General features: G+C 74.6%; 22 protein-coding genes. 15 read left to right on the top strand and 7 right to left on the bottom strand.

All coding sequences use genetic code 11. The features are described 5' to 3' along the window. Nucleotides 1-34: 34 nt before the first annotated feature. Together ABUL08_RS05795 and ABUL08_RS05790 are read right to left on the bottom strand one after the other, a co-directional pair. The gene (locus tag ABUL08_RS05795; protein WP_350935222.1) at nt 35-1426 is read right to left on the bottom strand and encodes an FAD-dependent oxidoreductase; all 1392 of its coding nucleotides are present in this window, start codon (nt 1424-1426) and stop codon (nt 35-37) included. 27 nt (nt 1427-1453) lie between these two features. Next, entirely contained in the window at nt 1454-1951 is a 498-nt protein-coding gene (locus ABUL08_RS05790) for a GNAT family N-acetyltransferase (RefSeq protein WP_350935220.1), read from the bottom strand. An 82-nt stretch (nt 1952-2033) separates the two neighbouring features. Here ABUL08_RS05790 and ABUL08_RS05785 point away from each other — a divergent pair, with 82 nt between their 5' ends. From ABUL08_RS05785 to ABUL08_RS05775, 3 genes are read left to right on the top strand one after another with little or no spacing between them, the layout of a single operon-like run. Next, the gene (locus ABUL08_RS05785; protein WP_350935217.1) at nt 2034-2396 is read left to right on the top strand and encodes an ArsR/SmtB family transcription factor; all 363 of its coding nucleotides are present in this window, start codon (nt 2034-2036) and stop codon (nt 2394-2396) included. Continuing rightward, entirely contained in the window at nt 2393-3136 is a 744-nt protein-coding gene (locus tag ABUL08_RS05780) for an MIP/aquaporin family protein (protein WP_350935216.1), read from the top strand. Before ABUL08_RS05785 ends, ABUL08_RS05780 begins: the two co-directional genes overlap by 4 nt. Nucleotides 3137-3153: 17 nt before the next feature. Further along, a complete protein-coding gene (locus ABUL08_RS05775; protein ID WP_350935214.1) occupies nt 3154-3555 on the top strand; it encodes an arsenate reductase ArsC in 402 nt (133 codons plus the stop codon). Between the two features lie 57 nt (nt 3556-3612). Here ABUL08_RS05775 and ABUL08_RS05770 read toward each other — a convergent pair whose 3' ends face one another. The 3 genes from ABUL08_RS05770 to ABUL08_RS05760 are packed head-to-tail and all read right to left on the bottom strand — an operon-like array spanning nt 3613 to nt 6844. After that, nucleotides 3613-4959 (bottom strand): MGH1-like glycoside hydrolase domain-containing protein, encoded by a 1347-nt coding sequence (locus ABUL08_RS05770; protein WP_377522296.1) that lies wholly within the window; start codon nt 4957-4959, stop codon nt 3613-3615. 29 nt (nt 4960-4988) lie between these two features. Beyond that, on the bottom strand, nt 4989-5807 hold the full coding sequence (locus ABUL08_RS05765; protein ID WP_350935212.1) for a sugar phosphate isomerase/epimerase family protein: 819 nt from the start codon (nt 5805-5807) through the stop codon (nt 4989-4991). After that, nucleotides 5807-6844 carry a zinc-binding dehydrogenase gene (locus tag ABUL08_RS05760; protein WP_350935210.1) on the bottom strand — a complete coding sequence of 346 codons (1038 nt, stop codon included), beginning with the start codon at nt 6842-6844 and terminating at the stop codon, nt 5807-5809. Before ABUL08_RS05760 ends, ABUL08_RS05765 begins: the two co-directional genes overlap by 1 nt. A 118-nt stretch (nt 6845-6962) precedes the next feature. Here ABUL08_RS05760 and ABUL08_RS05755 point away from each other — a divergent pair, with 118 nt between their 5' ends. From ABUL08_RS05755 to ABUL08_RS05740, 4 genes are read left to right on the top strand one after another with little or no spacing between them, the layout of a single operon-like run. Beyond that, nucleotides 6963-8354: an ABC transporter substrate-binding protein gene (locus ABUL08_RS05755; RefSeq protein WP_350935208.1), complete on the top strand. Its 1392-nt coding sequence runs from the start codon at nt 6963-6965 to the stop codon at nt 8352-8354. Beyond that, nucleotides 8351-9310, top strand: coding sequence for a carbohydrate ABC transporter permease (locus ABUL08_RS05750; protein ID WP_350935206.1), 960 nt, complete (start codon nt 8351-8353; stop codon nt 9308-9310). The genes ABUL08_RS05755 and ABUL08_RS05750 overlap by 4 nt, the downstream gene beginning before the upstream one ends. Continuing rightward, on the top strand, nt 9310-10176 hold the full coding sequence (locus ABUL08_RS05745) for a carbohydrate ABC transporter permease (RefSeq protein WP_350935205.1): 867 nt from the start codon (nt 9310-9312) through the stop codon (nt 10174-10176). The genes ABUL08_RS05750 and ABUL08_RS05745 overlap by 1 nt, the downstream gene beginning before the upstream one ends. Nucleotides 10177-10213: 37 nt before the next feature. Beyond that, a complete protein-coding gene (locus ABUL08_RS05740; protein ID WP_350935203.1) occupies nt 10214-10819 on the top strand; it encodes a class I SAM-dependent methyltransferase in 606 nt (201 codons plus the stop codon). Nucleotides 10820-10871: 52 nt separating this feature from the next. Here the strand turns inward: ABUL08_RS05740 and eccB are convergent, their stop codons facing one another. Further along, nucleotides 10872-12263, bottom strand: coding sequence for a type VII secretion protein EccB (eccB, locus tag ABUL08_RS05735; RefSeq protein ID WP_350935202.1), 1392 nt, complete (start codon nt 12261-12263; stop codon nt 10872-10874). Nucleotides 12264-12401: 138 nt separating this feature from the next. On the opposite strand from eccB, the gene ABUL08_RS05730 reads away from it, so the two are divergent. The 6 genes from ABUL08_RS05730 (at nt 12402) to ABUL08_RS05705 (ending at nt 16769) form a co-directional block, all read left to right on the top strand. Beyond that, nucleotides 12402-12671, top strand: a complete 270-nt coding sequence (locus ABUL08_RS05730; protein ID WP_350935201.1) for a metal-sensitive transcriptional regulator — start codon at nt 12402-12404, stop codon at nt 12669-12671. Between the two features lie 122 nt (nt 12672-12793). After that, the gene (locus ABUL08_RS05725; RefSeq protein WP_350935200.1) at nt 12794-14188 is read left to right on the top strand and encodes an MBL fold metallo-hydrolase; all 1395 of its coding nucleotides are present in this window, start codon (nt 12794-12796) and stop codon (nt 14186-14188) included. A gap of 89 nt (nt 14189-14277) precedes the next feature. Next, on the top strand, nt 14278-14880 hold the full coding sequence (locus ABUL08_RS05720; RefSeq protein ID WP_350935198.1) for a rhodanese-like domain-containing protein: 603 nt from the start codon (nt 14278-14280) through the stop codon (nt 14878-14880). After that, entirely contained in the window at nt 14877-15785 is a 909-nt protein-coding gene (locus ABUL08_RS05715) for a sulfite exporter TauE/SafE family protein (RefSeq protein ID WP_350935195.1), read from the top strand. The genes ABUL08_RS05720 and ABUL08_RS05715 overlap by 4 nt, the downstream gene beginning before the upstream one ends. Next, on the top strand, nt 15724-16332 hold the full coding sequence (locus ABUL08_RS05710; protein WP_350935194.1) for a class I SAM-dependent methyltransferase: 609 nt from the start codon (nt 15724-15726) through the stop codon (nt 16330-16332). Before ABUL08_RS05715 ends, ABUL08_RS05710 begins: the two co-directional genes overlap by 62 nt. Beyond that, entirely contained in the window at nt 16332-16769 is a 438-nt protein-coding gene (locus tag ABUL08_RS05705; RefSeq protein ID WP_350935192.1) for a hypothetical protein, read from the top strand. The genes ABUL08_RS05710 and ABUL08_RS05705 overlap by 1 nt, the downstream gene beginning before the upstream one ends. Nucleotides 16770-16817: 48 nt before the next feature. On the opposite strand, the gene ABUL08_RS05700 is transcribed toward ABUL08_RS05705, so the two are convergent. Next, nucleotides 16818-17822 carry a zinc-binding dehydrogenase gene (locus ABUL08_RS05700; protein WP_350938515.1) on the bottom strand — a complete coding sequence of 335 codons (1005 nt, stop codon included), beginning with the start codon at nt 17820-17822 and terminating at the stop codon, nt 16818-16820. Between the two features lie 164 nt (nt 17823-17986). On the opposite strand from ABUL08_RS05700, the gene ABUL08_RS05695 reads away from it, so the two are divergent. Then, nucleotides 17987-18700, top strand: coding sequence for a polyamine aminopropyltransferase (locus tag ABUL08_RS05695; RefSeq protein WP_350935190.1), 714 nt, complete (start codon nt 17987-17989; stop codon nt 18698-18700). An 85-nt stretch (nt 18701-18785) separates the two neighbouring features. Then, entirely contained in the window at nt 18786-18950 is a 165-nt protein-coding gene (locus tag ABUL08_RS05690; RefSeq protein ID WP_350935189.1) for a hypothetical protein, read from the top strand. Nucleotides 18951-19009 lie beyond the last annotated feature (59 nt).

The following is a 19009-nucleotide window of genomic DNA, read 5'->3' as shown; positions in this document are numbered from 1 at the left end:
CGCCGACCCCACGGCCGGCGGGCACCGGTCCCCGTCAACCGCCGCAGCAGCCACCGGTCTGGGCGGTGACCGGCGCGGCGCCAATGGTGATCAGGTTGAGCGGGACGATGCCGGTCGCCAGGCCCTTGGCGGCGGGTGCGGCGGTGCCGCAGCAGCTGTCGCCGCCGGCCGGGTCGGCCGGGTCGCTGCTGCAGACTCCGGTCTCGGGCAGGTCGAGCTGGACGTCCCGGGCCGCCGCCCAGTCACCGGCGAGTGCCGCCACGACGGAGCGGACCTGCTCGTAGCCGGTGGCCATCAGGAAGGTCGGTGCCCGGCCGTAGCTCTTCATGCCGACGGCGTGGTAGCCGGCCTCGGGGTGGGACAGCTCGTCCACGCCGTGCGGCGGGACGGTGCCGCAGGAGTGCTCGTTCGGGTCGATCAGGGGGGCGAGGGCCCGGGTGGCGCCCATCACCGGGTCCAGGTCCAGCCGCAGCTCGGCGGCGATGGAGTGGTCGGGGCGGAAGCCGGTGGCGGCGACGATCCGGTCCACGACCAGCGACCCCTCGCCGCCGTCGGCCCGCCGGACGACCACGTCGACCCGGCCGTCGGCGGGCCGCAGGGCGTGCACGGAGAAGCCGGTGAGCAGGCGGACCCGGCCGGCGTCGACGTGGGCGCGCAGCCGGGAGCCGAGCGCACCCCGGGCGGGCAGGGCGTCGGCGTCACCCCCGCCGTACGTGCGGGTGGCGCTGGCGGCGCGGATCGCCCAGGTCACCTGGGTGCCGGGTGCCTCGGCGGCGAGGTCGGCCAGGCTGAGCAGGGTGGTGGCGGCGGAGTGACCGGCGCCGACGACCAGGGTGTGCCGGCCGGCGAACCGGTCGCGGTCCGCGCCGAGCACGTCCGGCAGCGCGTGCTCCAGGTGGTCCCCGGCGGTGTCCTCGCCCCGGGCGGGCAGCCCGGAGGCGCCGAGGACGTTCGGGGTGCGCCAGGTGCCGGAGGCGTCGATCACCGCGCGGGCCAGCAGTTCCTCGCCGTCGGCGAGGCGGATCAGGAACGGGGTGGCGTCCCGGCCGGCGGTCCGGAGCCGGTCCAGGCCGAGCCGGCTGATCGCCTCGACCCGGACGCCGTACCGCAGACGTGGGCGCAGCTGCGGCAGGTCGGCGAGGGGCTGGAGGTAGTCGGCGGCGAGTTCCGCCCCGGTGGGGAGGGCGTCGGGGTCGGGGGCCACCCAGCCGGCCTGGTCGAGGAGCCGCCGGGCGGCGGCGTCGACGTCGTACCGCCACGGGGAGAAGAGCCGGACGTGCCCCCACTGCCGGACGGCCGCGCCGGCGGTGTCGCCGGCCTCCAGGACGGTGAAGGGCAGGCCCCGCTCGTGCAGGTGCGCGGCGGCGGCCAGGCCGACCGGGCCGGCGCCGATCACCACGACGGGCAGTGCGTCCAGGGCGTTCATCGGGTCTCCTGTGCGATGAGAGGTGGATCAGATCAGCGGGCTGCGGCGTTCGAGCAGGATCACGTCGCGCCACCGGCCGTGGTGGCGGCCGACCCGCTCCCGGGTGCCGACGATCCGGAAACCGGCCCGCCGGTGCACGGCCAGGCTGGCGGCGTTCTCCGGGAAGACGCCGGACTGGACGGTCCAGATGCCGGCCGCCTCGGTGGCGGCGATCAGGGCGTCCAGCAGCAGCCGGGCCACGCCGCGGCCCCGGGTGGCCGGGTCGACGTAGACGGAGTGCTCGACCACCCCGGCGTAGACGGGGCGGGTCGAGGTGGGCGAGACGGCGACCCAGCCGAGCACGGTGTCCGCCCCGTCGACGGCGACCAGACGGTGGTCGGGCAGCCGGCCGGCGTCGAACGCGGCCCAGCTCGGCGCGGTCGTCTCGAAGCTGGCGTCCCCGCCGTCCAGGCCGGCCTGGTAGATCGCCAGCACCGCTGCGGCGTCGTCGGCGCGCATCGGGCGTACGGTGATGTCGGCCGGCACGCTGCACCCCCTTCGAGGACTGTCTCGACGTCTGTCGAAGCAGACGGTTGCACATTGTTTAGACGTCTGTCAACCTAGAGCGATGTCGAAGCAAGCGGCCCCGCCCCCGGACCGCGCCGACGCCCCCTGCTGCGCGCCGCTGGCGCAGCGCCGGGTGCCGGCCGGGACCGCCACCGCCCTCGCCCCCGCGTTCAAGGCGCTCGGCGACCCGGTCCGGCTGCAGCTCATGTCGATGATCGCCTCCGCCGAGGGCGGAGAGGTCTGCGTCTGCGACCTGACCCCCGCGTTCGACCTGACCGGGCCGACCATCTCGCACCACCTGCGGACGCTGCGCGAGGCCGGCCTGGTCGACGCCGAGCGCCGGGGCACCTGGGTCTGGTACCGGGCCCGGCCCGCCCTGCTGCGCCAGCTCGCCGCCCTGCTCACCGTCGAGCCGGCCGCATGACCGTCGCACCCTGGCGGCGACTGCTGGCCGAGTTCACCGGCACCGCCGCACTGGTCACCGCCGTGGTGGGCTCCGGCATCATGGCCACCACCCTCTCCCCCGACGACGTCGGCCTCCAGCTGCTGGAGAACTCGACGGCCACCGCGTTCGCCCTCGGCGCGCTGATCCTGATCTTCGGTCCGGTCTCCGGCGCGCACTTCAACCCGGTGGTCTCCGCAGCGGACTGGTTCCTCGGCCGCCGCGCCGGCACCGGCCTCACCGGTCGGGAACTCGGCGGCTACGTCGTCGCACAGGTCGCCGGCGCGATCAGCGGGTCGGTGCTGGCGAACCTGATGTTCGACCTGGCGGCCGTCGACCTCTCCGGCAGAAACCGCACGGGCGGGCACCTCTGGCTGGGCGAGGTCGTCGCCACCGCCGGACTGATCCTGCTGATCTTCGCGCTGGCCCGCTCCGGCCGGGCCCCGGTCGCCCCGGCCGCCGTCGGCGCCTACATCGGCGCGGCGTACTGGTTCACCTCGTCCACCTCGTTCGCCAACCCGGCGGTGACGGTCGGCCGCGCCTTCACCGACACCTTCGCCGGCATCGCCCCCGCCGCGGTCCCCGGCTTCGTGGTCGCCCAGCTCGTCGGGCTCGCCGTCGGCACCGCGCTGCTGCTGGCCCTCTATCCCGACGCCGGGCGGGCCGCCGACCAGGTGGTCGTCCCGACCGGCGAGCCCGCACCGACCGAGCACCGCGCCTGACCCCGAGAGAGGCCCCGATGTCCGACAAGCCCAGCGTGCTCTTCGTCTGCGTGCACAACGCCGGCCGCTCCCAGATGGCCGCCGGGTGGCTGCGCCACCTCGCCGGCGACACCGTCGAGGTCCGCTCCGCCGGCTCCGCCCCCGCCGACACCGTCAACCCGGCCGCCGTCGAGGCCATGCGCGAGGTCGGCATCGACATCACCGACCAGACCCCGACACTGCTGGCGTACGCCACGGCGGAGTCCTCCGACGTCATCGTCACCATGGGCTGCGGCGACGCCTGCCCGGTCTTTCCCGGCAAGCGCTACGAGGACTGGCAGCTGGCGGACCCGGCCGGCAAGGGCGTCGAGGCGGTCCGCCCGATCCGGGACGAGATCCGGACCCGGGTGGCGGACCTCCTCGCCGAGCTGCGCGCCTGAGCCGACCGGCCGCGCCCGCCGGGAGGCTCGGCTGTCTAGCCACGCCCGCCGGGCGGCTCAGCCGTCGGCGAGCGCGTCGAGGGCCAGCGCCGCCGTCCAACTGAACGCCGGGGAGCCCAGCCCCGCCCCGGTGTCCGGGTGGAAGTACTCGTGGCAGCCGCCCCGCGCGACCAGCTCCAGCATGGACTCGCGCAGCCCGGCGGCCAGGTCGGGCCGGTGGTGGACGCCCAGGCCCCGCCAGAGCAGCCAGCCGGTGTTCAGCCAGCTCGGTCCGCGCCAGTAGCGCAGCGGCTCGAAGTCCGGTGCGGTCCGGTCGTGGCTGGGCAGCGGGCGGGCCATCCGGGCCGCGAGACCGAACCGGGCCGAGCACGCCTCGGTCAGCACCGCCTGGACCTGCCGGGCGGGCAGGTCGGGCAGGATCAGCGGCAGCAGCCCGAGCACCGTCCGGGCCGGGACGAGCCGGTCGGTGCGCAGGTCGCGCGGGTGGAAGGTGCCGGTGACCGGGTCGTACAGGCGGGCCACCATGGTCTCGGTGATCCGGGCGGCCCGGTCCCGGTGCGGCCCCGGGTCGGCACCGACCACCGTCGCGATCCGGGCCAGCGCGTGCTCGGCCGCCCCGAGCGCCGCGTTGACCAGCGGACACTCGACCAGGAAGGGATGGCCACCGGCCAGCGCCCCGTCGCGGTAGCGGACCGCACGGTAGGCGGCGACGATCGCGACGTACCGCGCGTAGTCCAGGTCGGTGGGGCGGTGCGCGGCGTCGGCGTGCGCGGTGTCGTGCCGGCGGTACGCCCGCATGACGGCGGCGTCGGCGGGCACCGCCGCCAGCGGCGCGTCCCAGGCCGGGCTGTTGTCCAGGCCGGACTCCCACGGGTGCACGATGCAGGCCAGCCCGGCGCCGCCGACGTCCCGCCGGACGGTCAGGTAACGCTGCTGGGCGACGAGCCGGGGATAGAGCCAGCGCAGCGCCTGCACGGACGCCTCGGTGGGGGCGCGGCGGTGCACCAGCCAGGCGGCGAGGGCGTGCACCGGCGGCTGCACCATCCCGGAGGTGGCCACGGGCGGGGCCCCGTCGGCGCGGGCGGAGTCCCAGAACTCGGGCCCGGGGAAGTACGACCCGACCCGCAGCGCGGGGTTGAAGACGATGTGCGGCACCCGTCCGTCGGCCCACTGGGCGGCGAAGAGGGTACGCAGCTCCCGCCAGGCCCGGTCGGGGCGGACGTGGGCCAGCCCGACCGCGATGAACGCCGAGTCCCAGCTCCACTGGTGCGGATAGAGCGTCCGGGACGGCACGGTGTGGTCGTGTTCCCAGTTGGCGTCGAGGGTGGCCACGGCGAGGCGGCGCAGCGCGGCGGCCCGCTCGTCGCCGGTGGGTCGGGGCGGCGGCCCGCCCGGGGCGGTCAGCTCCGCGCCGGAGCCGGGGACGGCGGTGGTCACGCCGCGGCCCGCCGTGGCTGGGCGTCCCGCAGCACGGTGGCGGCCTGCCGCAGGGCGCGGAGCGGGTCGCCGCGCAGCCGGCACTCCAGCGCCAGCCAGCCCGGGTAGCCGATCTCGTCCAGGGTGCGCAGCAGTTCCGGCCAGTCCAGGTGCCCGGCGCCGGGCTGATGGCGGTTGGAGTCGCTGACCTGCACGTGCCCGAGGTGAGGCGCGGCGGCGCGCAGCGCGGCGGGCACGTCGTCCTCCTCGATGTTCATGTGAAAGGTGTCGGCGACGACCCGCACCGAGGGCAGCCCGACGGCGACGCAGAGATCCACCGCCTCGTCGAGCCGGTTGACCATGTGGTCCTCGTACCGGTTGAGGGGTTCCAGGAAGAGGGTGACGCCCTCGGCGCGGGCGTGCTCGCCCAGCTCGCCGAGGGCGTCGACCAGCACCTGTCGATCCCCGGCGGGCGACCGGGGCGGCTCGAAGGGCGGCAGGCGGCGGGAGAACATCCCCCACGCGGCGGGGGTCATCGCACCCAGGCCGCCCAGCTCGGCGATGACGGAGAGCTGGGAGCGGAGGTTGCGGACCGCGTCGCGCGAGCGGTCGGGGTCGAAGTCGCCGATGAAGTGGTCCATCTCGACGCAGACGGTGGGCATGACGACCCCGTCGGCCCGGGCCCGACGCAGCTCCGGCAGCCGTCGGGCGAACCCGAGGTCGCCCCGGCCGCGCAGCTCGATGGCGTCGTAGCCGAGGGAGGTGGCGAGGGCGAACTTGTCGGAGAGCGTGCCGCCGGGGAGGAGTTGTTCCTGGCAGGCGAGTGGAATGGTCATCAGAACCTCAGCACGACTTGGAGGACGTCACCGTCACCGCGGTCGAGCAACGTGAGCGCGTCGGCCACCGCGCCCGCGTCGACGACGTGGCTCACCAGCGGCAGCGGGTCGACGCTGCCCTCGGCCACCAGGTCCATGAAGGTGTGGGCGATCCGGGTGCCGGTCCACCGGCCGGCCAGGCCGGGCAGCGGGGCGGCCCCGGAGACCTGGGCCGCCACGAGTTGGATCCGGTTGTGGTGGAACTCCTCGCCGAGGGCCAGCCCAGAGGCGTACCCCTGGTAGAAGCCGGCGGCGACGACCCGGCCGCCGGGTGCGGTGGCCCGGATCGCCTCGTGCAGCGCCGGGTACGACCCGGACAGCTCGACGCAGACGTCCGCGCCCCGGCCGTCGGCGGCGGCGCGCAGCACCGTGGCGGCGGAGGCGACGGCGGCGTCGACGGTCAGCCGGGCGCCGAAGCGCGCGGCGGCCTCCAGCCGGGCGGGTACCCGGTCCACGGCCACCACCCGGGCACCGGAGAGGGCGGCGAGCCGGGTGGCGAGCAGGCCGATCACGCCCTGCCCGAAGATCCCCACCCAGTCACCGAGGTGCAGGTCGCCGGCGAGCACGGCGGTGAGTGCGATGGCGCCGGGGCGGGCGAAGACCGCGGTGAGCGGGTCCACCCCGGACGGCAGCGGGCTGACCGCGCCGGCCGGCACGACCGCCTCGGCGCGGTGGCCCCAGATGCCCCAGACGAGCTGGCCGGGGTGGCGGTCGGGGACGTCCGGGGCGACCTCGACGATCTCGCCGACCTCCTCGTAGCCGAAGCCGGCGACCGGGTAGGGGGTGGGGTTCTGGCGGGGCACGAACATCCGGGTGGCGTCGTCCCACTGCTTGGTGAGGCGCGGATTGCTGCCCCGGTAGAGGGTCAGCTCGGTGCCGGCGGAGATGCCGGACCAGCAGGTGCGGACGCGGACCTGGCCGGGGCCGAGCGGGTCCGCGGGGCAGGGCTCGAGGCTGATCCGTCGAGGCCCGGCCAGAGAGACAACCCAATTGCCCATGGCGTCGCTCCAGGGAAGTGCCGGACCCCATTCTACCAGGTAAATCGGCATATCTGGTTAGATCAATAGATCGATGGGTATAGACGCGTTGTTGTACCCTTCGAGAGGAGTGCCGCCGATGTCATCGCCTCCGACGCGGTCGCTGGCCCTCACCCTGATCCTGGCACTCGCCGGGGTCGGCGTGGTGTCCTGCGGCGACGACGCGCAGAAAAGCGACAGTTCACAGATCACCGTGTGGAGCCTGGAGGACGTCGCCGACCGCGTGAACGCGACCAAGGCGATCATCGCCGACTACACCGCGAAGACCGGCGTGAAGGTCAACCTCGTCGCCGTCAACGAGGACCAGTTCCCCTCCCTGATCGCCTCCGCCGCCGCCGCGGGCGACCTGCCGGACGTGGTCGGCTCGGTGTCGCTGGCCGGCATCCGGACCCTGGCCGGCAACGACCTGCTGCACCCCGACGCGAACGCGAAGATCGTCGACAAGCTGGGCCGGGACACCTTCTCCGCCCGCGCGCTGGAACTCGCCTCCGACGACGGGAAGCAGCTCGCCGTCCCCAGTGACGGGTGGGGCCAGCTGCTGGTCTACCGCAAGGACCTCTTCGCCGCCGCCGGCCTGCCCGCCCCCGACACGTACGACAGGATCGCCGCCGCGGCGGCGAAGCTGAACACCGGCGGGGTCGCCGGCATCACCGCGGCGACCGCTCCCGGTGACGTCTTCACCCAGCAGACCTTCGAACACCTGGCGCTGGCCAACAACTGCCAGCTCACGGACGACTCCGGGGCGGTGAAGCTGGACTCCCCCGAGTGCGTCGAGGCGTTCCGCTTCTACGGCGACCTGGTGCGCAACCACTCGGTGAAGGGCGCGCAGGACGTGGACACCACCCGGGCCACCTACTTCGCAGGCAAGGCGGCCATGGTGATCTGGTCGCCGTTCATCCTCGACGAGCTGGCCGGCCTGCGCAACGACGCCCGGCCGACCTGCCTGCAGTGCCAGGCCGACCCGACGTTCCTGGCAAAGAACAGCGGGTTCGTCACCGCGATCAAGGGTCCGAACGGCACCGAGCCCGCCCAGTACGGCGAGATCAGCTCGTGGGCGGTGCTGGACGGGGCCGCCGACCCGGCGTCGTCCTTCGTGGAGTACATGCTCTCCGACGGCTACCCCCGCTGGTTCGGCATGTCGCCCGAGGGGCGGGTCCCGGTGCGCAAGGGCACCCCGCAGGACAAGGAGAAGTTCCTCACCGCCTGGACCACCAGCCCGGCCGGGGTGGACACGAAGAAGCCGCTCTCCCAGGTGTACGGCGACGACGTGCTGGCCACCCTGCGCCGCAGCCCGGACACCTTCGCCCGGTGGGGGCTGCCGCAGGGGCAGGGCAAGCTGGTCGGCGCGATCCTCGGCGAGCTGCCCGTGCCGAAGGCCCTGGCCGACGTGGCGGGCGGGAAGTCCGACGCCGCCGCCGCGGCGGCGCGGGCCCGCAAGGACGTCGAGGCGATCGCCAAGGGGGTGAATTGAGCACCACCGCGCCGGAGGCCGGCCGCTCCCCCACCCGGGAGCGGCCCACCCCCGGCCGCCGCCGTCCGCTCACCCTGCGCCGCCGAGAGTCCCGCGCCGGGCTCGCCCTGGTCGCCCCGACCCTGCTCGTCGTGGTCGCGGTGATCGGCATCCCGATCGTCTGGACCGTGGTGCTGGCCTTCCAACGGGTACGCCTGGCCACCCTGCGCAAGACCGGGCTCTTCGGCGAGCTGACCCTGAGCAACTTCGACCGGGTGCTGCACACCCCCGGGTTCGCCGACACGCTCTGGACCACCCTGCTCTACAGCGTCGGCGGGACGTTCGGCTCGATCGCGCTCGGCCTGGTCGCCGCGCTGGTCGTCCGCCGCCCGTTCCGGGGCCGCACCCTGGTCCGGGCGTCGATGCTGCTGCCGTACGTGGCGCCGGTGGTGGCGGTCGCCTTCGTCTGGCAGGTGATGCTCGACCCGCAGCTCGGCATCGTCAACGACTGGGGCCGCCGGTTCCTCGGCTGGGACGCCCCGGTGGCGTTCCTGTCGCAGGACTCCACCGCCCTGTGGACCGTGATCGCGTTCGAGGCGTGGCGCTACTTCCCCTTCGCGTTCCTGTTCCTGCTGGCGCGGCTCCAGGCGGTGCCCGGCGAGCTGGAGGAGGCCGCCCGGGTCGACGGGGCCACCCCGACGCAGCGCTTCCGGCACATCCTGCTGCCGCAGCTGATGCCGGTGATCGGCCTGCTGGGGGTGCTGCGGTTCATCATGACGTTCAACAAGTTCGACGACGTCTATCTGCTCACCGGCGGCTCGGCCGGCACCGAGGTGGTCAGCGTCCGGGTCTACCAGTTCCTGACCGCGCGTACCGACATCGGTGCGGCGGCGGCGCAGGCGGTCGTGCTGGCCGTGGTGCTGATCGTGTTCGTCGCGATCTACCTGCGCTTCTTCTCCGGCCGCCAGGAGGCGTGATGGACCGGGACCGGATCGAGACTGTTTCCCTGCGCTGGCTGCGGCGACTGGTGATCGCCGCGTTCCTGCTGGTCACCCTGCTGCCGTTCTGGTACATGCTGGTGCTGTCGGTACGCCCGATCGAGCGGCTGCTGCTCGACCCGGGCGCGCTGCTGGTGCCGGTGAACGAGCTGACCGTGGCGACGTACGCGGAGGTGCTGCGCTCGGTCGAGCACGGCGGGCAGGGCTTCCTCACCTTCATCCGCAACAGCGGACTGGTCGCCGTCGCCGCGACCCTGCTCACCCTGGTCGTCGCCATCCCCGGCGCGTACGCGGTGTCGCGGCTGCGATTCTTCGGCCGACGCCAGGTCAACGTGCTCTTCCTCGCCGTCTATCTCTTCCCGTCGATCGTCATCGCGATCCCGCTCTTCGTGGTCTTCACCCGGGCCGGGCTGCGCGGGTCGCTCTTCGGGCTGGTGCTGGTCTACATCTCGCAGACCCTGCCGGTCTCGGTCTACATGCTCAAGAACTACTTCGAGACCATCCCGGTCAGCCTGGAGGAGTCCGCCGCCATCGACGGGGCGGGGCGGCTCGGCATCATCCGCCGGGTCAGCCTGCCGCTCGCCGCGCCGTCGATCATGGCCGTCGCCCTGTACGACTTCATGATCGCCTGGAACGAGTACCTGTTCGCCCTGCTCTTCCTGGTGGACCGGCCGGACCGGTGGACCGTCTCGCTGGGGCTGTCCCTGCTGGCCGACGGCGTCGAGGTGCCCAAGACGGTGCTGATGGCCGGCTCGGTGATCCTCACCCTGCCCATCGTGCTGCTCTTCTTCGCCAGCGAGCGGCTGCTGACCGAGGGGCTGACCAGCGGGGCGGAGAAGGGGTGAGCCGACCCGGCGGGAAAGATCCGGTTACCGTGACGGCATGGCCAAGCCGACCCGTTGGGTGACCGAGACCAAGCCGGGCCACTCGCAGTGGTACATCGACCGGTTCCGCCGCCTCGCCGCCGAGGGGGCGGACCTGGCCGGTGAGGCGCGACTGCTGGACGCGCTGGTGGCGCCGGGCGCGCGGATCCTCGACGCCGGCTGCGGCACCGGGCGGGTGGCCGCCGAGCTGGCCGCCCGGGGGCACCGGGTGGTCGGCGTGGACGCCGATCCGGCGCTGGTCGACGCCGCCCGGGCCGACCACCCGGGGCCGCGCTGGCTGGTCGGTGACCTGGCGGAGCTGGACCTGGCCGCGCAGGGCGAGGCGGAGCCGTTCGACGCGGCGGTGGTCGCCGGGAACGTGATGGCCTTCGTCGCGCCCGGCACCGAGCGGTCGGTGCTCACCCGGGTCGCCGCCCACGTCCGGCCGGACGGGCTGGTGGTGGTCGGGTTCGGCACCGACCGGGGCTACCCGCTGCCCGACTTCGACGCCGACGCGGTGGTGGCCGGGCTGCGCCTGGAGCACCGCTTCGCCACCTGGGACCTGCGCCCGTGGCGGGACGACGCGGACTTCGCGGTGAGTGTGCTGCGCCGCCCGGCGGAGTGAGCGACGCGCCGGACCGCTGCGCCCGGCGGCCCCGGCCCGGCTCGGAGGGCCGTCAGGCGGGGGCGGCGACGGCCCGGGCGGCGGCCGGGTCGAGGGCGCTGCCCGCCGGCACCAGGCTGACCAGGCCGGCGGGTAGCCGCACCGGCCGCACGCCGGAATAGCCCAGCATGCCGAGCACCGCGCCGTCGGCGAGCACGTACCGCCGACCGAGGTCGGTGACGACGGAGATCGCGCCACCGGGCGCGCCGGGCGCGGCGGCGGACTCCACCACCGCGCCCCGGCCCGGCTCCACCACCACCTGGTCGGCGAGCGGGTCGGGTCGGCCGGGCGGCGGCACGCTCCGGGCGGCGGCGGTGAGGTCCGGCGGAGTGACCCCGGTCCGCACGTCGCGTACGCCGGTGTCGTCGCCGACCCGGGCGCAGATGGCGCCGGTGTCGCCGCCGGCCAGCCGGGGCGGGCTGGTCGGCGGGGCGGTCGGGCCGACCGGCACCAGGTCGGGGCGCTTGGGCAGGGTGGCGAAACGGCCGAGCGTGATCGGCTTGGGCTCGCCCTGGCCGGTGCGGGCGAGCAGCAGGCTCGCCTGGAGTTCGGTGATGCCGGCCAGTCCGTCCCGCTCGGCGACCGCGTACTGGCGACCGCCGCCGGAGTTGCGGACCAGGTAGACGTCGCCGACGGCGGCGCCGGAGACGGCGTCGGAGGGCCCGCCGAGGCCGCGCAGGGGTGGCGGCGCCAGGTCGGCGCCCGCCGGCACGGTGTTGAGCAGCGCGGGTGCCACCGGCACGGCCCGTTCCCGGGTGGCGGCCAGCGCCGCGAGCACCCGGTCGGTGTCGCGCAGCAGGTAGCGCCGCTGGTGCCAGAGCAGGTAGATGCCGCCGTCCGGGTGCCGCAGCAGCATGCCCTGCTCGCCGAGGGGCCGGCCACCGGTGGCGTCCCGGCCGATCAGCAGCGCCGAGCGGGGCTCGGTCCGCCCGGCCTCGGTCGACGGGACCGAGCAGACCGTCCACGGGCCGGTGGCGAGACGGCCCGGCGCGGGCAGCGAGTCGGGGGCGTCGGCGATGCCCAGCGGCAGGCCGCGCGGCACGCCGTCGATCGAGCGGCGGGACACCAGCACCGTCCGCGGCCGTTCCGCCCCGATGATCAGCAGGGCGGAGGCGTAGTTGAGCACCGGGTGCAGCCGCTGCTCCCGATAGACGAACCGGGCGCCGGACTCCTTCTCCACGATCACCGCGCTGCTGTCCCGCCAGGAGGTGCCGCCGCCGGCGAAGAGGCCGTACAGGGCGAACCCGCCGAGCCCGATGGCCGCGACCAGGACGCTGGCCAGCCCCGCGCCGGCCAGCCGCCGGAACGGCGACCGGGCGGGGTCGGTCTCCCGCATCACCAGCGCGGCGACCGCCCGCTGCACGGTGAACTGGTACGAGTGGAGCTGGTCCTGCCGCGACGGCATGGGATCCCTTCCGTGGTCGGTCGGGGCACAGGATAAGCGCTCCGTCGATCCCTCGGGGACCCTGCGTGGCACCCGCCGTCCGGGGTAGGGGTGGCACACGGGTACCCCCGGGGGTATCTTGGAGCGCAGGAGGTAACCATGAAGCTTCGACCCGACATGACCAGCGACGCGCTGACCCGGCTGAAGCGGGCCCGAGGCCAGCTCAACGCCGTCATCGAGATGATGGAGAGCGGTCAGGACTGCCGCGAGGCGCTCACCCAGCTCGCCGCCGTGTCGAAGGCGATCGACCGGGCCGGCTTCAAGATCATCGCCTCCGGCATGCGGCACTGCAACGCCGCCCGCGAGCGCGGGGAGACGCCGGAGATGACCGAGGAGGAGCTGGAGAAGCTCTTCCTCTCCCTCGCCTGAGCCACCGACCACCGACCGCCCACGTCGCGTAACAACGGCGTGGGCGGGTAGTCGGCCGCACCGGACAAGAGCGCACTCTGCCCGTCACATACCCCCGGGGGTATAAGGAAAGGAAGAACGACATGACCGTGCAGGTCTCCGTCATCGCGACGTCCTCACTCGGCGACCGCAGCTATCTGGCCTCCGACGGCCGCGTGGCGGTCGTGGTCGACCCACAACGCGACATCGACCGCGTCCTCCACCTCGCCGGGGCCCAGGGGGTACGCGTCACCCACGTGGTCGAGACCCACCTGCACAACGACTACGTCTCCGGCGGACGCGACCTGGCCCGGATCAGCGGCGCCCACCATCTGGTGGCCGCTGCCGACGAGGTCGGCTTCGCCCGCGAGGCCGTGGCCGACGGCGACGCGGTGACCGTCTCCGACTCGCTGCGGCTGCGCGTGCTGGCCACCCCGGGACACACCTTCCACCACCTGTCGTACGTGCTGGACGAGGCCACCGACGGCGGCTGGCAGCCGGTCGGCGTCTTCACCGGCGGGTCGCTGCTCTTCGGCACCACCGGTCGCACCGACCTGCTCGGCAGGGAGCACGCGCACGACCTCGCCCGACGCCAGCACGACTCCGCCCGACGGCTGGCCGACCTGCTGCCCGACGGCACCCAGGTCTGGCCGACGCACGGCTTCGGCAGCTTCTGCTCGGCCAGCCAGGCCGACGCCCCGGACTCGACCATCGGGCGGGAGAAGCAGGCCAACCCCGTGCTGCGCCTCGCGGCCGACGAGTTCGTCACCGAGACCCTGGGCGGCCTCGACGCCTACCCGGCCTACTACGCCCACATGGGGGTGACGAACCAGGCCGGGCCCGCCCCGGTGGACCTCACCCCGGTCGCCCGGGCCGACGCGGCACAGCTGCGCCGACGGATCGCCGACGGCGAGTGGGTGGTCGACCTGCGGCACCGCAAGGCGTACGCGGCCGCGCATCTGGCCGGCACCGTCAGCCTCGGGCTGGACGGCCCGATGTCGACCTGGCTGGGCTGGCTGATCGACTGGGGCAGCCCGGTCACCCTGCTCGCCGACACCGCCGAGCAGGTCGCCGACGCCCAGCGGGAGCTGGTCCGGATCGGCATCGACCGCCCGGCCGCGCAGGCCACCGGGACGCCCGAGCAGTGGGCCACCGAACCCGGCGACCTGCGCGAGCTGCGGGCGGCCGACTTCCCGGCGCTGGCCGCCGCCCGGGCGGGTGCCGCCCCCGCCGGGCTGCCCCACCCCGACGTGGTGCTCGACGTGCGGATGACCAACGAGTGGCGGGCCGGGCACCTCGCCGGCGCCGTGCACGTTCCGCTGCCCGACCTGCCCGGCCGGCTCGCCGACGTGCCGGCCGGCACGGTCTGGGTGCACTGCGGCTCCGGCTACCGGGCCACCGCGGCGGCGTCGCTGCTGGCCAACGCCGGCCGCGAGGTCGTCGTCATCGACGACCGGTTCGACCGGGCCGCGTCGGCCGGTCTCGCCATGGCCGGCTGACCCACCCGCCCGTACCGGCCGACGCGCCTGCGCCGGCCGGCGTACGGCCCTGCCGTCACGCGTGGCGGTTTGTCCACGAAAGAGGAGAAATGAGCACTCCCGAGACCACCCCCCGCCCGAGCACCATCGACGCCCCGAGCCTGCGCGAACTCATCGACTCGGGACACGCACCCCGCCTGCTGGATGTGCGCACCCCGGCCGAGTTCGAGACGTCCCACATCCCCGGCGCCTACAACGTGCCGCTGAACCTCCTGAAGGAGCACCGCGCGGAACTGCGCGACCACCTGGCCGAGGACGTGGTGCTGATCTGCCGCTCCGGCGCCCGGGCCACGCAGGCAGGGCAGTCCCTCGCCGGGGTCGGACTGCCGAACCTCAAGGTCCTCGACGGCGGCATGCTGGCCTGGCAGGCCAGCAACGCGCCGATCCGGCAGGGCACCCCACGCTGGGGCCTGGAGCGTCAGGTCCGCCTCGTCGCTGGATCGATCGTCCTGGTCAGCGTCGTGGCCTCGGTCTTCGTACCGGGCCTCAAGTGGGTCGCCGGGCTGATCGGCGCCGGCCTCACCGTCGCCGCGGTCACCGACACCTGCGCGATGGGCATGCTGCTCGGCAGGCTGCCCTACAACCGGGGCGCCAACTGCGACCTGGACACCATCGTCGGTCAGCTGCGGGAGAGCACCGGAGCGCGGGCATGACCGGGACCCTGGCCCTCACCGTCGGACTGGCCGTGCTGATCGGGGTCGCCCTGGGCCTGCTCGGCGGCGGCGGGTCGATCCTCGCCGTGCCGCTGCTGGTCTACGTCGCCGACCTGCCCGCCAAGGAGGCGATCTCCACCTCACTGCTGGTGGTCGGCGCCACCAGCGCGGTGGGCGTGCTGCCCCACGTCCGGGCGCACCGGGTCCGCTGGCGTACCGGACTGGTCTTCGGGCTGGCCGGGATGACCGGCGCGTACGTCGGCGGCCGGCTGGCCGAGTTCGTCCCGGCCGGCGTCCTGCTCACCGGCTTCGCGCTGATGATGCTCGCCACCGCGGTCGCGATGATCCGCGGTCGGCGGCCGGTCGAGGGCCGGCCGGTGCCGCACGAGCTGCCGGCGCTGCGGGTGATCGTCGACGGCGTGGTGGTCGGCCTGGTCACCGGGCTGGTCGGTGCCGGCGGCGGCTTCCTCGTCGTGCCCGCGCTCGCCCTGCTCGGCGGCCTGCCGATGCCGGTCGCGGTCGGCACCTCCCTGGTGGTCGTCGCGATGAAGTCCTTCGCCGGGCTGGCCGGCTATCTCTCCAGCGTCAGCATCGACTGGGGCCTGGCCGCCGCGGTGACCGCCGCCGCCGTCGCCGGCAGCCTGGTCGGCGGCCGGCTCGCCGGTCGGATCCCCGCCGACGTCCTGCGCAGGTCGTTCGGCTGGTTCGTGGTGGTGATGGGGGTCTTCGTCCTCGCCCGGGAACTACCCGTCGGGTGGGCGCTCGGACTGGTCGCCGTCGCGGCGTTGGCGGTGACCGGTACGGTCGCGGTGATGTTCTGGGGACACCGGACGGAGGGACACAGTGGACAGCCACGAGTGGGACACCCGGTACGCCAACGCGCCGGGACTGGTGTGGAGCGCTGAGGCCAACCGCTTCGTGGTCGAGTCGGTGACCGGGCTGACCCCCGGTGCGGCGCTCGACCTGGCCGCCGGCGAGGGACGCAACGCGGTCTGGCTGGCCGAGCAGGGCTGGCGGGTCAACGCGGTGGACTTCTCGCCGGTGGCCGTCGAGCGGGGCCGGGAGCTGGCCGCCCGGCGCGGCGTGACGGTCGAGTGGCGGGTGGCGGACGTGACCGCGTACCGGCCGGTGCCCGGCTCGTACGACCTGGTCCTGCTGAGCTACCTGCACCTGCCCGCCGCCGACCTCGCCGGCGTGCTCACCTCGGTCCGGCGGGCGCTGCGCCCGGGCGGCACCGTGGTGGTGGTGGGACACGACCTCGCCAACCTCGAGGGCGGCATCGGCGGGCCGCAGGACCCGGCGGTGCTGCTCACCCCGGAGACGGTCGTCGACGGCCTCGCCGGGCTGCACATCCGGCGCGCCGAGACGGCCCGCCGCCCGGTGACCGCCGCCGACGGCCGTACCGTGGACGCCCTCGACACGGTCGTGGTCGCCAGCCGACCCGCCGACTGATGGACTTCGTCCGGAGCGACGACGCTCAGCCGCCCGCGCTCCGCCCCGCCGCGCCGGACGAGCCGGACGAGCCGGGCCGGGCGGACGGATTCGGTCCGTTCGACCCGACCACCGCCGGTCCGGCCGCGCCGGACCCCGGCTCCTGGACCGACGCGGTGCTCCTCTTCGTGGTGCCGTTCGCGTTGCTGGCGTGGCTGGGCGTCGCGTACTGCGTCCTCGCGCTCTGGGCCGGGCGGACCAGCGTCGAGGGCATGCTGACCTTCTCGGCGCTGGTCATCCTCGTGCCGACGGGCGTGCTGGCCGCGACGGGCAGCGCAGTCACGGTCGCCTTGCTGCGACACCGCGGCTCACCTCGGGCCGCCCGCGTCGCCGGCTGGCTGGCCCTGCTGGGGCTGGCCGTCGCGGTGGTGTCCGCCGCCCTGGCGCTGGCCCTCTGAGCCCACTCCGACGGCACCCGCCGGTCCGGCGGGTGTGTCAGACGGCGGTCAGGGGCGCAGGATCAGCCGGATCGGGTTGCCCTGCTTGTCGTGGACGCGCCGGACCGCCTCCGCCGCGTCGGCGAGGGGCAGCACGTCGCTGACCGACGCGGCCAGGTCGAGCCGGCCCTGGCCGGCCAGCGACACCAGCTGGTCGACGTGCTCGGCCTCCGAGCCGTAGTGCCCGTGCACGGACTGGCCGAGGTAGTTGAACCGGCTGTCGGAGGCGATGGTGACCGGCCGGTTCGCGATGCCGGCGAGCACCAGCCGGCCGCGCCGGCCGAGCACCGTCAGCGCCTGCTCGCGGACCGGGGTGACGCCGGCGAAGTCGAACGCCACGTCGAGGCCCCGGGCGGCGGTCAACTCCAGCACGGCGTCGCGGAAGCCGCCGTCCTTCGGGTCGAGCGCGACGTCCGCGCCGAGGGTCAGCGCCCGTTCCCGGGCCGCCGGCAGCGGGTCCACCGCGATCACCGGGGCCGCGCCGACCAGCCGCAGCAGTTGCACGGCGTGCGCGCCGAGTCCGCCGACGCCCCACACCCCGACGGCCTCCCCCGGTCGGGTCCGGGCGGTGTCGGTGACCGCCGCCCACGGCGTGGAGACCGCGTCGGGGATGATGCAGGCCTGCTCGAAGGGCAGGGCGTCGGGGATCGGTACCAGGGTGTCCTCGCGGGCCAGGGCGTACTCGGCCCAGCCGCCGTCGTAGTCGACGCCGCGGGTGAGCACGGAGCCCCGCCGGTCCCGCTCCCCGGCCTGGAGCAGCACCCGCTGGCCCGGGACCCAGCCCTCGACCCCGTCGCCGAGGGCGTCGACGGTCCCGGCCACCTCGTGACCGAGGGTCACCACGTCTCCGGCGAGGTACAGCGGGGTGAGGGTGCCGTCGATCAGGTGTACGTCCGACAGGCACACCCCGGCGGCGGCCACCCGGACGCGGACCTGCCCGCGCCCCGGTTCGGGCACCGGCACCGACTCCATCCTCAGCTCTCGTCCGGTCACGTGCAGCCGTCCGGCCAGCATCTCCGCCACGCCGCTCTCCTCTCGGGACATCTCGACCGGTTCGCGTACCCCGGACGGGGCGGACGATGCCGGGACGGGCGAAAAAGCGCAACCCCGGCGGATCATCCGGCGCCCGCCCGGCGGACCGGTAACATCCGGTGACGAAACCGGCGGAAGGATCACCCGTGGTCGCGCGATTCGAAGAACTGGCCTGGCGGGAGACCCCGATCGGCGAGATCAGCCTGCGCCGCCGCCGCGACCCGGCGCTCGACGTCGACGTGTACGAGGTGAAGCTCGACGACGAGTTCCTGATGTCCAGCCTCTTCCCGGTCGCGGAGATCGAACTCGCCCGGCTCGGGTTGGCGCCGCTGACCGGCACCGACCTGGACGTGGTGGTGGGCGGGCTCGGCCTGGGCTACACCGCGCGGACGGCGCTGGAGGACCCGCGACTGCGCTCGCTGGTGGTGGTCGAGGCGATCGAGGACGTGATCGACTGGCACCGCCGGGAGCTGCTGCCGTTCGCCAGCGGGCTGGCCACCGATCCGCGTACCCGCTTCGTCCGGGCGGACTTCTTCGCCGCGGTCGCCGACGGCACCGGTTTCGACCCCGAGTCGCCCGGACGCCGGTTCCACGCCGTGCTGCTCGACGTGGACCACTCCCCCCGCCAGGTGCTGCACCCCAGCCACGCCGCGTTCTACACGGTGGACGGGTTGCGGCGGCTGGCCGCGCTGCTGCACCCCGACGGGGTCTTCGCGCTCTGGTCGAACGACCCGCCGGACCCGGCGTTCCAGCGGGTGCTGACCGAGGTGTTCCCGACGTCGGTGGCGCACGTCGTCCGCTTCCCCAACCCGTTGCAGGGCCGGGAGTCGGCGAACACCGTCTACGTCGCCCGGCACTGACCGCTCCCGGGCGGGCATGGCCGGCGGCGCAGCGGGAAACCGGGCGGTCCGCCGGTCGGCGGCATCCTCGTCACGGGAGGCGAACATGCGGGCCATGCTCTGGGTCGTCGGCGTCGTCGGCGGCGCGCTCATCCTGCTCGGGCTGCTGCTGGAGGCGGTGCGCTGGCTGGTCGTCATCGGGATCATCGCGCTGGTCGTGGTGGTGGTCCTGGCGTTCCTGCGGGGCCGGCAGGCGATGCAGCGACACTGACCCGGCCTACGGGGCCGTAGGTTACCGAACGGTAAGTTAGGCTGGGCGGGGCGCCACCA

Source organism: Micromonospora sp. CCTCC AA 2012012, assembly GCF_040499845.1.
GTDB lineage: Bacteria > Actinomycetota > Actinomycetes > Mycobacteriales > Micromonosporaceae > Micromonospora > Micromonospora mangrovi.
The sequence above is the reverse complement of the archived record's forward strand: the minus strand, read 5'-3'. Positions and strand labels throughout refer to the sequence as shown.

Excerpts from the sequence above, each read along its gene's own strand:
- ABUL08_RS05795 (WP_350935222.1), bottom strand. The coding sequence starts at position 1,426 with ATGAACGCCCTGGACGCACTGCCCGTCGTGGTGATCGGCGCCGGCCCG.
- ABUL08_RS05785 (WP_350935217.1), top strand. The coding sequence starts at position 2,034 with ATGTCGAAGCAAGCGGCCCCGCCCCCGGACCGCGCCGACGCCCCCTGC.
- ABUL08_RS05780 (WP_350935216.1), top strand. The coding sequence starts at position 2,393 with ATGACCGTCGCACCCTGGCGGCGACTGCTGGCCGAGTTCACCGGCACC.
- ABUL08_RS05775 (WP_350935214.1), top strand. The coding sequence starts at position 3,154 with ATGTCCGACAAGCCCAGCGTGCTCTTCGTCTGCGTGCACAACGCCGGC.
- ABUL08_RS05765 (WP_350935212.1), bottom strand. The coding sequence starts at position 5,807 with ATGACCATTCCACTCGCCTGCCAGGAACAACTCCTCCCCGGCGGCACG.
- ABUL08_RS05760 (WP_350935210.1), bottom strand. The coding sequence starts at position 6,844 with ATGGGCAATTGGGTTGTCTCTCTGGCCGGGCCTCGACGGATCAGCCTC.
- ABUL08_RS05755 (WP_350935208.1), top strand. The coding sequence starts at position 6,963 with ATGTCATCGCCTCCGACGCGGTCGCTGGCCCTCACCCTGATCCTGGCA.
- ABUL08_RS05745 (WP_350935205.1), top strand. The coding sequence starts at position 9,310 with ATGGACCGGGACCGGATCGAGACTGTTTCCCTGCGCTGGCTGCGGCGA.
- ABUL08_RS05740 (WP_350935203.1), top strand. The coding sequence starts at position 10,214 with ATGGCCAAGCCGACCCGTTGGGTGACCGAGACCAAGCCGGGCCACTCG.
- eccB (WP_350935202.1), bottom strand. The coding sequence starts at position 12,263 with ATGCCGTCGCGGCAGGACCAGCTCCACTCGTACCAGTTCACCGTGCAG.
- ABUL08_RS05730 (WP_350935201.1), top strand. The coding sequence starts at position 12,402 with ATGAAGCTTCGACCCGACATGACCAGCGACGCGCTGACCCGGCTGAAG.
- ABUL08_RS05725 (WP_350935200.1), top strand. The coding sequence starts at position 12,794 with ATGACCGTGCAGGTCTCCGTCATCGCGACGTCCTCACTCGGCGACCGC.
- ABUL08_RS05720 (WP_350935198.1), top strand. The coding sequence starts at position 14,278 with ATGAGCACTCCCGAGACCACCCCCCGCCCGAGCACCATCGACGCCCCG.
- ABUL08_RS05715 (WP_350935195.1), top strand. The coding sequence starts at position 14,877 with ATGACCGGGACCCTGGCCCTCACCGTCGGACTGGCCGTGCTGATCGGG.
- ABUL08_RS05705 (WP_350935192.1), top strand. The coding sequence starts at position 16,332 with ATGGACTTCGTCCGGAGCGACGACGCTCAGCCGCCCGCGCTCCGCCCC.
- ABUL08_RS05700 (WP_350938515.1), bottom strand. The coding sequence starts at position 17,822 with ATGCTGGCCGGACGGCTGCACGTGACCGGACGAGAGCTGAGGATGGAG.
- ABUL08_RS05690 (WP_350935189.1), top strand. The coding sequence starts at position 18,786 with ATGCGGGCCATGCTCTGGGTCGTCGGCGTCGTCGGCGGCGCGCTCATC.